We start from the raw sequence: 14,769 nt of genomic DNA, 5'->3' as shown, positions 1-14,769 counted from the left end.
GTTTATTCAATTCTAATTGCTTTCAATTGCACCAACTACTTTTCGGTACAGATCAATTTCACCTTCTAACAAAACTCCGATAACTGTATAATATTTATCCAAAACATTTTCTGGCAAATCAATAAATGTAATTCCTGGATAATCATTCCAATATACTTTACTTACGGTTTTATGATTTAACGCCGTACCATTTCCAACAACCCAAATTGAATTTATTCTATTTTTTACACCCTTTAATGCAATTTGTCCGTTGGTGTTTCCCTTTACAAATAGGTAAAGAATTTTTTTATCTTTTGATAATGCTGTAGGTCCGTAAAAATGGTCATAAGGAATACCTTGGCGAGTTCCATATATTGCATCTTTATGTTTTGATGTCCAGTCAGCAAATTCTTTTAAAATATGTATTTGCTCATCCGGAATTGTTCCATCGGCTTTTGGCCCAATATCCAAAAGAAGATTTCCGCCTTGACTTATACAATCAACAAAAACATCTAATAATTGCTGTGGAGTTTTATAATCTTTATCATTTTGCTGATAGCCCCAAGAATCATTCATTGTATAACATAATTCCCAATATTTTGATTCGGGACGAACTACCGGTGGACCTTGTTCCGGAGTATCATAATCGCCGCGTCCTTGCAATCGTGAATTTATAATTGCATTGGGATTTTTATCAAGTAACATTTTGCGAACCTTATCAGCTTGCCATTCTTCTCCATTATGTTCCCAGTCGCCATCGAACCACCAAACATCCGGATTATATTTATTCTGTAACTCAACTAATTGTCCTTGGTAATAATCTAAAAATTCATTCCAACGTTTTGGTTCATCACTTATTTTATATCTTTTAACTTCTCTTGTAAAATCTGTATAATCTTCATGCGACCAATCCGGTAGTGAATAATAAAGTCCCACTTTCAAATTATTTTTTCTTAAAGCATTTACAAAAGGAGTAAGAACATCTTTTTTTGCTGCTGAATTTTTCACTGAATTTAAATTGCCGAATTTTGTATCCCATAAAGAAAATCCATCATGGTGACGCGAAGTGATTACAGAATACTTTGCTCCACTGTCTTTAATTAATTTTGCCCAAAATTCCGGATCATATTTTTCTGCATTGAATCCATCAACTTGTTTTAAATAATCTTCGTGTGAAATTCTTCCATTAAAAAATGACCATGATTCAGAAATTCCGTTAACTGCGTAAATTCCCCAATGTATAAAAATTCCAAGCTTAGCATCTTTGAACCATTCCATTTTTGCTTGATGTAGCGAATCTAAATTTTGTGCGTTATATCGAACTACCAAAAGTGTGAAAAATATTATTAGAAATTTTTTCATCTTTTTACCTTTAATTTATTTTTCAATTTCGTTTATCTTAAAAGTCCAAGCAAAATCACAAGTTGGATTATTTTGAATTTCTTTTGGTACTGAAATTAAAATTCCATTGGCAATTTTTTCCCACTTTAAATCTCTATTCGAACCTAATAAATTAATTTTGCTACCTTCTTTTGGAGTAAATGAAGAAATGAAAATTTCAGATGGAATAGTTTTTTCATCTTTATCAGCCATATAAATTGCATAAACTGTGTTTGTATTCTTTTTATTTGTATAGCAAATTTTAGATTCTTTAAATGGTGCAATTGCTCGAGTTCCATAAATGGCTTCGCTATTGACTTTCATCCAATCGCCGATATTTTTTAATCTATCATAAGCAGCATCTGGCCAGATACCTTCCGGGCTAGGACCAATATTTAATAAAAGATTTCCGCCTTTACACACAATATCAACTAGCATATGAACTAAATCATGAGATGGTTTGTATTGTGGATCAAAAACCCAACCCCAACCTCCGCCAGCAATAATACATGATTCCCATGGGTAGGGGAGTGATTGTTTTGGAACTGTGTTTTCCGGTGTAAGATAATTTTGGTTTTTCCCTTTTACTGCACGATCAACAACTATCAATCCAGGTTGAAGTTTTCTTGCTTTCTCAACAAGTTCATCCATTTTTATATCTTGATTTACAATTTTACTTTTTAGAAATCCGCTTGGTGAATTTTTTACATTACTTGCATACCAATCTTGAATATCATTTTTTTGTTTTGCTACCCAACCGCCATCAAGCCAAAGAATATCAACTTTTCCGTAATCTGTTAATAATTCTAAAATTTGATTATGAGTAAAATCAACATACTTTTGCCATTTTTCTGGATAAAGTTCTGGATCATAATTTACATTACGATCAAGTGGAGGAAAATAAGGATCCCAATAATATTCACAATGCCAATCTGGTTTAGAAAAATATGCTCCAGCCCATAATCCTTCTTTACGGAATGAATTGAAGATTTCTTTTGTAACATTTGCTTTAGGATTTGTATGAAATGGAACTTCCTTTGAGGTGATTTTGTAATCCGTATACTTGGTATCAAACATGCTAAATCCATCATGATGTTTGGTTGTAAAAACCACGTATTTCATTCCGGCATCTTTTGCAGCTTTTGCCCATTTATCAGGATCAAATTTAGATGGATTAAAAGTTGTTTTAAGATTTTCATATTCTTTTTTATATTCAAAATAAATATTTGGGTTGCTACCTTTTTTTCTTTCGCACCAACCGTAATCTTCGGGGCAGATTGACCATGATTCAACAATTCCCCATTGGCTGTAAGTTCCCCAATGCATTAACAATCCAAACTTTAAATCCTGCCATTGCTCAAGTTTTTCTAAAACCAAAGGATCAGTTTCTGGAACATAGTCTGTAACTTCATGTTCAAGTTGAGCAAATAAATTTAAACTCAAAGTGATGAAAATAAGGTAAAATATTTTTTTCATGTTAAATTACTCCTTCTGCTAATGAATATATTTTTATTCTATTTCATTTATCTTAAAAGTCCAAGCAAATTCACTTTTCAGTTTTTTTTGAATTTCATTCGGAACAGAAATAATTATTCCATTAGAAATTTTCTTCCAAACTATTTCTTTATCGAATCCTAATAAATTTATTTTGCTACCAGCTTTTGGTATGAAAGAGGAAATAAAAATCTCCGAGGGAAGTTTTTTATCATTTTCATCTGCTAGATAAATTGCATAAACAGTTTTTGTATTTTTTTTATTAGTAAAACAAATATTTGATTCTTTGTAAGGTTTAATTGATCTTGTTTCATAAATTGCTTCACCATTTATTTTTATCCAATCGCCTATTTCATCAAGTCTTTCATAAGCTTCGTCGTGCCAAGTTCCTTCTGGACTCGGAGCAATGTTCAATAATAAATTGCCACCTTTGCAAACTATATCAATTAGAATGTGAACTAATTCTCTTGAAGATCTGTAAGTTGGATTGAATACCCAAGACCAACCTCCGCCAGAAATTATACATGATTCCCATGGATATGGCAATGCATTTTCTGGGACGATATTTTCCGGAGTAAGATAATTTTGATTTTTTCCTTTTACTGCACGATCCACGACAATCAATCCCGGTTGAAGTTTTCTAGCTTTCTCAACAAGTTCATTCATTTTTATATCTTGACTTACAATTTTACTTTTTAAAAACCCGCTCTGAGAATTTTTAACAGTTACTTTATACCAATTTTCAATATCATCTTTTTGAGCTGCAACCCAACCGCCGTCTAACCAAAGAATATCAACTTTACCAAAATCTGTAAGTAGTTCTGAAATTTGATTATGAGTAAATTCAACAAATTTATTCCATTTATCGGGATAAATTTCCGGATCATAATTTACATTTCTATCAAGAGGAGGGAAGTATGGATCCCAATAAAATTCTGAATGCCAATCGGGTTTGGAAAAATAAATTCCCGCCATGAAATTTTGATTTGTGAATGAATTTAAAATCTCTTTTAAAATATTTGATTTAGGGTTATAACTGAATTGACAATTTGAATCAGTTATTTTGTAATCTGTTGTTTTAGTATCAAACATGCAAAAGCCATCATGATGTTTAGCCATTGCAATAACGTATTTCATCCCAGCATGCTTTGCAGCCAAAGCCCATTTATCAGGATCAAATTTAACTGGATTAAAAGTTGTTTTTAATTTTTCATATTCTTTTTTATACTCAAAATAATTATTAGTATTTTTTCCAAAAGTTCTATTACACCATTCATAATCTTCCGGACAAAGAGACCAAGATTCAACAATTCCCCATTGACAATATGGTCCCCAAGTCATTAGAAGTCCAAATTTTAAATCTTGCCAATTCTCTAATTTTTGTATAACTAACGGATCATATTCTTGAACGTAATCAGTTATTTCATGAGCTAATTGGGCACATAAATTAAGTGAACTGACGAGAATTAAAATTGTTGTTTTAATAATTATTTTCATTTCCGATATTAAAGATTTAATTTACCGTTACCTCATCAATAAATATCCATGCTTTTCCACCAGCACCGGAATGCCACTCAGGACATTTACCAATATTTTTTGCATAAACTTTAATATAATTTACTTCAACAATATTAAATTGTGAGGTAAATTTCTTTTTAATTGATCCCGCATATTTAGGATCAATATCATTTAAAATTTTAATTGGTTTGTTAAAATTTACCCCATCTTTTGAAAATGAAATTTCAACAAATTCTGGTAGAAAAACCCATGAATGATTATTTTGATTAAAATTCATTTCCACAGAACTGATTTTTGTAGAATTGCCTAAATCAATTATAGCATCCAAATCATCACCTTCAAATCCTTGCCAAAACGAATCAGCAAATGAATTTGTTCCGTTTAGCCCATCAACCAATGCATATTTGCCACCTCCGGTATATTTTTCCGAATATGGAAATTTTAGTGTAATATTTTTCCCAAATGCTTTATGAATTTTAATATCCTTTTCAGTTGTTTTACTCATTAAATTTTTATTTTTATAAGATACTGCTTTAATTTTTGTGCTTTCTTCAATTATAAAAGGAGAAATATATTTGATCGATTTATCATTTGGCTCACTTCCATCATTTGTATAAAAGATATTAACATTTGAAATTTCAGCACTCATAGCAACCATCAAAGTTTTTGAAGTTTCGTTAAACTCGGTACCAATGTTTACGTTGTAAGCACTTTTTGCATAATTCACTTTTAAAAATTCGTATCGTTCAAATTGCTTATCCATTTTTTTTATAAAATTTTCAAGGTCTTTTTTATCTTTAGTTGTCCAAACAACTTCAGATAAAGCTGCAATTCTTGGCAGTAACATATATTCCACATTTTTAAATTCGGGAAGTTGTTCCGTCCATAAATTTGCTTGCGCGCCTAAAATGTATTTACCTTCATCTTGGCTTAACTCCTCTGGAATTGGTTCATAAGAGTATACTTTTGATAATGTTAATTTACTACCAAAAGCATGTGGTTCATTAGCGGCGTCACCTTGGAAATGATCAAAATAACAATGAGAACCCGGTGTCATAATCACATCATGATTTTGTTTAGCAGCAGCAATTCCGCCTTCAATTCCTCTCCATGACATTACGGTTGCTTGTGGAGCTAAACCTCCTTCCAGAATTTCATCCCATCCGATAATTTTTTTACCTTTTGTAAGTAGAAAATTTTCGATTCTAGTAATAAAATAACTTTGCAATTCATGCTCATCTTTTAAATTTTCTCTTTTTATTCTTGATTGACATTTTTTACATTCATGCCATCTTTCTTTGGGACATTCATCTCCACCAATATGAATATATTCACTTGGAAATAACTCTATAACTTCGGTTAAAACATCTTCAAGAAATTCAAACGTATTTTCATTTCCCGCGCAATAAACTTCTTTTATAACCCCCCAAACTGTCCCAACTTCAAAAGGACCGCCGGTGCACGAAAGTTCAGGATATGCAGCTAATGCAGCTTGTGAATGTCCCGGCATTTCGATTTCCGGAATTATAGTTATAAATCTATCTTGTGCATATTTCACTATTTCTTTTACATCTTCTTGAGTATAAAAACCACCATGTGGTTTTTCATCTCCCATTGATTCTTTTCGCCATGCACCAATTTCAGTTAACTTTGGATATTTTTTAATTTCAATTCTCCAGCCTTGATCTTCAGTCAAGTGCCAATGGAATTTATTAATTTTATGCATCGCTAAATAATCAATATATTTTTTAATATCTTCTTTAGTAAAGAAGTGTCTACCAACATCAAGGTGAACTCCTCTGTATTTAAATCTTGGTTCATCTGAAATATTTATACATGGTATAATTAAATCAAAGTCAATTTTGCTTTGAGAAAAAATTTCAGTTGGTAAAAGTTGCAATAAAGTTTGAACTCCATAAAAAATTCCAATATTTGAAGATGCTGAAATTGTTATTCCATCAGTATTTGACTGTAACTGATAACCTTCTTCATTTGTGATATTCTTATCAAATTTAAAGTAGATTGAATTTTCATTTACGTTACTTCCAACAGCTGTTTTTATTTCAGCGCCAGAACTTTTCGTTAAATGATTATTAACATAAGTTAAGATGTTATCAATATTTCCGAATTCATTATCATAAATCAATTTTGTTTCGTCATTAATTATGAATTCTCCATTTTGTACTTCAACAGATTTTGGTTCGGGAATAATACTAACATCTTTTTTTGTATTTGTTTGACATGAAATAAATACCAAACTTATGCCAATTACGAAAATTATTTTTTTCATCAATTTAAAATCTCCTTAAATAAAAAAAAATTATTTAGAATAAATGTTCAAAAAATGCTATGAATTTCTGCGAAAAAATTATTCTAATCATATCAAATAAAAAATTTCCAAATTTAATTATTGGTTCACGAATATTTTTGAGAGGTGAATTCCGTGTAAGATTTTGATCAACAAATGTTTTACTTTTTTTTAAGATTCTTGTTTGCATGCAGAATTAAAAAAGTGAAAAAATTAAATGATTTTTGTAGAATTTTAATCTTTCAATAAAACTTAAAATTTATTCCAATCGTATAAAAATTTAAAAGATTTTTTAAAAACATATCTTTTTTGATGAATATTATTTAAGTTTACTTACACGTGTAAGTAAGATACTTAAAAATACTTATAATAAGCAATAAATTCTTACCGGTTCTGTTTTATTAATCATAAAATAAATTGTAAAATGAAAAAGAACTTATCAAAATTGTATTTTCTAATAGTTGGAATTTCAATCATATTTTTAATTGCAAATTGTTCAAGTAGAGATTTAGAAATTTCAAATATCAATAATTCTTTTAATGAAGAATATCTGCTAAAGATTTCAAAAGGAAATTCAACTCAAATTAAATTGGCGATAGAAAACTGTCCGGTAAATCAAAAAGAAGGATTATTATTTCTCTTGCAAAATATGCCGGAAAGAGATTTACAAAATTTATCTTCTGAATTTTTGTTAACAAATTTAGAGTTCTCATATAAGGTGATGGAACAAGTTAAATGGGGAAAGGAAATTCCAAAGAATATATTTTTAAATTATATTTTACCATATGCAAATCTTCATGAAAGAAGAGATAATTGGAGAGAAGATTTTCACAATAAATTTTATCCGCTAATTAAAGATTTAAATTCACCTTCAGAAGCTACTCTAAAATTGAATAAAGAAATTTGGAATATTGTTAACGTACATTATTCAACAAAAAGACCAAAAGCTGATCAAAGTCCTTATGAATCAATTGATGCGGGACTTGCATCTTGTACCGGACTTTCAATTATTTTAATTGATGCTTGCAGATCTGTTGGAATTCCGGCAAGATTTGTTGGTGTTCCATTATGGAAAGATCAATCTGGAAATCACTCATGGGTTGAAATTTGGGATAACGGTTGGCATTTTATTGGCGCAGAAGAAGAAAGTCCTCTTAATAAAACTTGGTTTGGCGAACGGGCATTAACTTCGGATGATTCAGAATGGAAGTATAGTATTTATGCTGCATCATTTAAAAAGACTGATGTAATTTTCCCTCCACTTTTTGATAGCACGGCAACATATGTTTATGCGGATATTGTTACTAATAGATATAGCAAATCTGTTGCGGAAGATGGTAAAGTAATTTTGGCGATTCGTTTGTTTGATAAACCAAATGGAAAAAGAATTAAAGGAAATATTAAAATATTATTAGAAGATAAAATTGTTGAGGAAGGAATTACAAAAGACGAGAAACATGATTTTAATGATTTTTTAATTATAAAATTATTACCAAATACAAAGTATAAAATTATTGCAGAAACAAATTACGAAAGAGTTGAAAAGCAAATTATTTTAAATGAATCAAAATATCAGTTTGCCAATATTACACTTGATGAAAAAAAATAATCTTTGCTAAATAATTACGGGGCAATCTTGAAACAAAAATTAAAATACTTTACGCAAAGTTTTTTTTTACTTTCCATATTTTCTTCTTTTATCTATTCTCAAACAAATTTAAATAAAGCAGTTGTTGAATATAGTTTCAGAAATAATAGTAAACTCGCCGAAAATGTTTCATTAAAAATGTTTTATGATGATGGATTTGTTAGTTACAAAATGGAAGGAAGAATTAGTAAAGAAAAGGAAAGTCAATTTCTTGATTTGGAAAATAAACAAACATTGCAGCTTCTTAAAATTGGTGATAATGAAAAATATATTTTCAGAAAATCTTTTTCGGAATATGAAGAAGGAACTATAACAAATGAAACAGAAAATATATTAGGATATAATTGTAAGAAAGCAATATTCAAAATTAAATCAAATACAATAGAAGTTTGGTACACAGATGAATTGAAAATTAAAGGAACTCCAACTATTTCAATTGCTCCCGGATTAGGTTTAGTACTTAAGGTGATTAGAAATAATGATTATGAAACCTTCGCAAGCAAAATTGATTTTCGCGAGTTATCTACAGATGAAAAGAAATACAATTTAGAAAATGCAAGAGAAGTTGATAATAAAACATATTTACGAAAATTAATAGACAGTAGATTTAAAACAATTCCAATTTTTGAACATCAAAAAATAAATTTTGGTGATACAATTGTTAATCCCAAATTAGACCAAGCAAACTTAACTTACAGATTTTCCAAAGGCACTGTACTTCTTAAAAAATTATTATTGCCAAAATTAAATAACGGTGATATTGTATTTGCTGAAGTTTCGCAATGGTCAAACGGCGATGCTTACGATAGAGTTGGAAGTTTATTTATAATTCCAAACGAAACTGATACAACTTTTTTAGATGCATTAAAATTTGGAATTAACAGAATTCCGATTTATAAAGATATAAATGGTAATGAATTTCAAGGAGTAATTTCAACTAAAAATTATGAACCTCCTCTTGAACTAATGAGATTTTTCACTCCTTTTGGTGTTAGAAAATTTAATGATTATACACAGATTGAAGGATATAATTGGGCTGATTCTATTATTTATAGGCGAGAAATAACAGATCTTTTACCAAATGAAGGAAAAGAAATTTGGGTAGGAATATTTATTGGTAATTATGATAAAGGCGGACATGTTGCTTCGGTAAATTTTAAAATTTATCCATCTTTTGTGCCGAGTGAAAAAACTGAAAATGTTTGGATCAAATCAATATTTAATACCGTAAACATTATGGAAATGTCTGATCAGAATTACGGAACAATGTTTCACAATGATTCTCTGAAAGTTTCAGTTAATATTCCGGTAGGATTAGAAAATATGAAACTAAAATTTACCAGTACAGGTCATGGCGGTTGGGAAAATGGTGATGAATTTAATAAAAAATTAAATGAAATATTTATTGATGATAAATTAATTTATAGTTTTATTCCGTGGCGAGATGATTGCGGAACTTTCAGATTATCAAATCCTTCTTCCGGAAATTTTGAAAATGGACTTTCATCATCGGATTTAAGCAGATCGAATTGGTGTCCAGGAACCGTTACAGTTCCGGTAGAAATAGATTTATCAAATTTATCAGCCGGAAAACATACTTTTAAAATTGCAATTCCAATTGGAGAAAAAGAAGGAGGAAGTTTCAGTTCATGGAATGTATCCGGAGTTTTGATTGGGAAATATAAAAATTGATTTATCGAGTTAATTAAATAAAAAAAAATCACAAATAAAATTTTGCATTATGAAAAACCAATTTGATAAAACACATTTCAACACTTTATTTTTATCATTAATAATTATTTCTTCAAACATATTTGCACAATCGAATAAAAATACTCCATTAACAGATTCAGAAGTTTTGCAAAAAGCTGTTTCTGTATTGCCGGATCAACGCCAATACGAATGGCAGCAAAATGAGTTCACAGCATTTATTCATTTTGGAGTAAATACATTTACCGGAAGAGAATGGGGAACCGGTTTTGAAGATCCAAAAATATTTAATCCGACTGAACTAAATACAGATCAATGGTGTGAAGCAATAAAATCTGCCGGAATGAAATTGGTGATTCTTACCGTAAAACATCATGATGGTTTTTGTCTTTGGCAAACTCGATATACTGATCACTCAGTAAAATCAAGTACTTGGCGGAATGGTGAAGGAGATGTTCTTAAAGATTTAGCAGAATCTTGTAAAAAATATGATTTAAAACTTGGTGTATATTTATCGCCAGCAGATCTTTATCAAATTGAAAATCAAAATGGTTTATATGGAAACGGCAGTAAATATTCTGAAAGGATAATACCAAGAAAAACGGGAAAGGAATTTATAAATAAAAAAACATTTAAATATATGGTTGATGATTATAATGAATATTTTATGAATCAACTTTTTGAATTGCTTACTGAGTATGGACCAATTTATGAAGTTTGGTTTGATGGCGCACATCCCAAAACAAAAGGAAATCAACAGTATACATATAATTCTTGGTATGAATTAATTCGTGAACTTGCACCACAAGCAGTAATTTTTGGCAAAGGTCCGGATGTTAGATGGTGTGGAAATGAAGCCGGTGAAACGAGAGAATCTGAATGGTCAGTAATTCCAATGTTAGGTTCAAAAAATAATTGGACTTGGCCGGATATGACAGATGATGATTTGGGATCAATAAATAAAATTAAGGAAGCAATTGTAAATAACGGTTTTCTTCATTGGTATCCGGCAGAAACAAATACATCAATTAGAGAAGGTTGGTTTTGGAGAGATGAAGCTCAATATGTAAAATCTCCTCAAAAAATTATTGATATTTGGTACCGTTCTGTTGGAGGGAACACAGTATTTCTTCTTAACATTCCCCCGAATAACAAAGGATTATTTTCCGATAGAGATGTTCAAGTTTTAAATAAAGTTGGAAAACGATTAAATGAAACTTTCACAAATAATTTGGCAAAAGGAAGTTCTGTTGTTGCTTCTTCAAACATTGATAATAATCACAAACCCATCAATATTATTGACGATAATCCTAATACTTGCTGGATACCGAATGAAAATGATATGGAACCTTACGTTGAAATAATACTAAACGAAAAGAAATATTTTAACAGAATCTTATTCCAAGAGCAAATTCAAAAATTTTCACAAAGAATATCTTCGTTTGAAATCGAATCACTTGTAAATAATGAATGGGTAAAAATATCAGATGGCACAACCGTTGGTTACAAGAGAATTTGCAAAACTTCAAATATTTATTCTGATAGAGTAAGAATAAGAATTTTAAACTCAAGACTAAATCCAACAATAAATAATTTTGAACTTTTTTTTGAAAAAGTTCCAGTCACGAATCCTATTATTTCAAGAGATAAAAATGGATTTGTAAATATTAGTTGTGAAGTCTCTGGTCCAATTATTAAATATTCTATTGATGGGAAGAATCCAAATAATGATTCAAAAGTATTTAGTGAAACATTCAATTTTCCGGAAGGTGGAATGATTAAAGCAATTGCTTACGATTCGGATAATAATGCCAGTGATATTATAACTAAGGAATTTGATATTTGTAAAGCAAAATGGAAAGTTCATTTTGTATCCAGTGAACAAGATGATAATAATGAACATGCAGATAAAGCAATTGATGATGATGAAAATACAAATTGGATAACACAATGGCGACCAAATTCTCCAGATCATCCGCATTCAATCGAAATTGATTTAGGTGAAAAAATCAATATTAAAGGTTTTTCTTATTTACCAAGAAAAGAAATTATTAATGGAACGATTAAAGAATTTATTTTTTACACAAGTTTAGATGGAAGCAATTGGGATAAAATTATTCAAGGTGAGTTTAGCAATATAAAGAATAATCCGGTTGAGCAAAAAATTTTATTTCAGCAAAATGTTGATGCACGATTTATCAAACTTGAATCAATAAATGAAATTAACGGAAATCCTTGGGCTTCTGCAGCAGAGATTGGAATTATTACTAAATGATTCAAAATTTACAAAAGGTGCTTATGAAAAAGAATATAATATTTTTTGTAATAATATTTTCTATAATTTCATGTTCAAACAAAGATCAGATTTTATCCTTAGAAAATGATTTATTTAAATTATCAATAGATAGCAAAGGAAAATTAATTGAGCTTCTTCAAAAAAATACTAATGAAAATTTTCTAGTTGCAGATACATCGTCATACTTATTATCAATAAAAGTATATGATAAAATATTCAATCCGGAACATGCTGAGTTAAATTCTAACAGCAATGAAATTACACTTACTTTTTTTAATGATACAAAAGTCGTAATTAATTATGAAGCAAATTCAAATTATATAAAATTTGAAGTAAATGATTTTACTAGTGATGAAGTTGAATTAATTATTTGGGGTCCGTACAATACCAAACTAAATAAGATAATTGGAGAAACAATTGGTGTTGTTCAAGGTGAAGATTTTGCGATTGGACTTCAGTCGCTAAATCCAAAAACATTAGGAGGATTTCCTTGGACAAACAATGATTGTATGCCGCAAATTAATATTTTTGCTCAAGATGATTGGACTGATTTAAGTGAAGCTGGAAAAGATTATGTTTTGTATAGAGTGGAAGCTGCAATACCAACTAAATACGGAAGTTCACTTCAAGCATATTGTAGAAATAGAAATCAAGAAAGAATAATTGAAAATTTAGATCATGAATTTTATCTTTCGCCGAAATATGACGATGGCGGAATTATTGGATCTTCCATAGCAATTTTTGGAACCACAAAAAACAATATCTTAAATACGATTTCAAAAATAGAAATTAATGAAAATCTTCCTCATCCAATGCTGGAAGGGGAATGGGGCAAAACATCTAAAGCGGCTTCTAGGGCATATTTGATTTATGATTTTACGGAAACAACAATTGATAAAGCAATAGAACTGATTAAAAAATCTGGTTTAAAATATTTGTATCATGGAAATCCATTTGAAACTTGGGGTAATTTTGAATTAAGCAAAGTCAATTTCCCTAATGGAATTAAAGGATTAAAAAAATGTGTTGAAAAGGCAAATCAAAATGGAATACAAATTGGTATTCATACTTTATCTAATTTTATTACTACAAATGACAAATATGTTACTCCGGTTCCGGATAAAAGACTTGGTAAAGTGGGGAATTCTGTAATTACTGAAGATATTAACGAAAGTCAAAAAAATATTGCAATTGCAGATCCCAAATTTTTTGATCAATATAAAAATAATAATCTTAAAACAGTTCAGATTGATGAAGAATTAATTAGATATGAAAAAGTTATAAATGAAAATGGTTGGAAATTAATAAATTGTGAAAGAGGTGTATTCGGCACTAATGCTGCAATGCATTTTAAAAGAAGTATAATTTCAAAATTGGCAGATCATGGTTATAAAGTATTTTCAACTGATCCGGAATTAAGTTTGGAAGTGTCAAAAAATATTGCAGAAATATTTAATCAAACTGGCTTAAGGCAAATATCATTCGATGGATTGGAAGGAAATAGATCAACCGGAATGGGCAATTATGGGGAAATTCTATTCACTCAAAATTGGTATAATAATTTGGATGAAAATATCAAAACAAGTCTTATTGCCGATGCAAGCAGAACTACACATTTCTTTTGGCATTTATATACAAGAATGAATTGGGGAGAACCTTGGTATGCTGGATTTAGAGAAAGTCAAACAGAATACAGATTAAAGAATCAAGAATATTTTCAAAGAAATTTAATGCCGGCAATGTTGGGTTGGTTTCAATTAAGACCGGAAACAAGTCTGGAAGATATTGAATGGATGTTGGTTCGGTCTGCTGCTTATAATGCTGGGTATGCTTTTGTGGTTAGTGACAAATCTCTTGAAGAGAATAATTTATCTGAAAAAATATTAAACACAATTGGATTGTGGGAAGAAGTTCGTATTGAAAATTTATTTTCTGAAAAACAAAAAGAAAAAATGAAAGATATCAAAAATGAATTCAGATTAACGAAAAAGTCAAATAAAGAATATTTACTTCAACAAATTCATTCATTCAAGTTTTCGTACAATAAAAAAAATCTTCAACCCGGACAACCCACTTTTTCTGAATTTAATTTTACTAATTCAGTTAGTGATTCATCAGCAGAAATAATAATTTCATCACAAGAAAATAAAGTAAAAAATTTAGTTTTGGAATTTGATAACTTTAGAAAAATTGAAATTCCAGTTGAACTTCAAAAAAATGAAATTTTAAAATTGTCTAAGAATAAAATCGCAACTGTTTATACCAAGAATTGGAAAATTAGAAATACAATTCAATTTAGTAATTCTGATTTAATTTTATCGAGTGGAAATCATAAATTAACTTTCAATTGTGAAATTGATGGAAATGAAAACTCAGATGTTAAAATTGAAATTCGAATACCGGATAACAAAGAGACAATTACAAACATTAATTAAA

8 protein-coding genes are annotated in these 14,769 nt (G+C 29.5%); 4 read left to right on the top strand and 4 right to left on the bottom strand.

What is annotated here, in order from left to right:
- Positions 1-12: 12 nt before the first annotated feature.
- From IPM32_16580 to IPM32_16565, 4 genes are read right to left on the bottom strand one after another with little or no spacing between them, the layout of a single operon-like run.
- Positions 13-1,341 carry an alpha-L-fucosidase gene (locus IPM32_16580; protein MBK8946866.1) on the bottom strand — a complete coding sequence of 443 codons (1,329 nt, stop codon included), beginning with the start codon at positions 1,339-1,341 and terminating at the stop codon, positions 13-15.
- Positions 1,342-1,356: 15 nt separating this feature from the next.
- Positions 1,357-2,835 (bottom strand): alpha-L-fucosidase, encoded by a 1,479-nt coding sequence (locus IPM32_16575; protein MBK8946865.1) that lies wholly within the window; start codon positions 2,833-2,835, stop codon positions 1,357-1,359.
- A 33-nt stretch (positions 2,836-2,868) separates the two neighbouring features.
- Entirely contained in the window at positions 2,869-4,350 is a 1,482-nt protein-coding gene (locus IPM32_16570) for an alpha-L-fucosidase (protein ID MBK8946864.1), read from the bottom strand.
- 16 nt (positions 4,351-4,366) lie between these two features.
- Positions 4,367-6,661, bottom strand: coding sequence for a family 20 glycosylhydrolase (locus IPM32_16565; protein MBK8946863.1), 2,295 nt, complete (start codon positions 6,659-6,661; stop codon positions 4,367-4,369).
- A gap of 442 nt (positions 6,662-7,103) precedes the next feature.
- Here IPM32_16565 and IPM32_16560 point away from each other — a divergent pair, with 442 nt between their 5' ends.
- The 4 genes from IPM32_16560 to IPM32_16545 are packed head-to-tail and all read left to right on the top strand — an operon-like array spanning position 7,104 to position 14,768.
- On the top strand, positions 7,104-8,288 hold the full coding sequence (locus IPM32_16560; GenBank protein MBK8946862.1) for a transglutaminase domain-containing protein: 1,185 nt from the start codon (positions 7,104-7,106) through the stop codon (positions 8,286-8,288).
- A gap of 27 nt (positions 8,289-8,315) precedes the next feature.
- The gene (locus IPM32_16555; protein ID MBK8946861.1) at positions 8,316-10,019 is read left to right on the top strand and encodes a peptide-N-glycosidase; all 1,704 of its coding nucleotides are present in this window, start codon (positions 8,316-8,318) and stop codon (positions 10,017-10,019) included.
- 49 nt (positions 10,020-10,068) lie between these two features.
- A complete protein-coding gene (locus IPM32_16550; GenBank protein ID MBK8946860.1) occupies positions 10,069-12,312 on the top strand; it encodes an alpha-L-fucosidase in 2,244 nt (747 codons plus the stop codon).
- 23 nt (positions 12,313-12,335) lie between these two features.
- The gene (locus IPM32_16545; GenBank protein MBK8946859.1) at positions 12,336-14,768 is read left to right on the top strand and encodes a hypothetical protein; all 2,433 of its coding nucleotides are present in this window, start codon (positions 12,336-12,338) and stop codon (positions 14,766-14,768) included.
- Position 14,769: the final 1 nt, after the last annotated feature.

It is taken from the genome of Ignavibacteriota bacterium (genome assembly GCA_016716225.1).
In the GTDB taxonomy this organism is placed as follows: domain Bacteria; phylum Bacteroidota; class Ignavibacteria; order Ignavibacteriales; family Melioribacteraceae.
The sequence above is the reverse complement of the archived record's forward strand: the minus strand, read 5'-3'. Positions and strand labels throughout refer to the sequence as shown.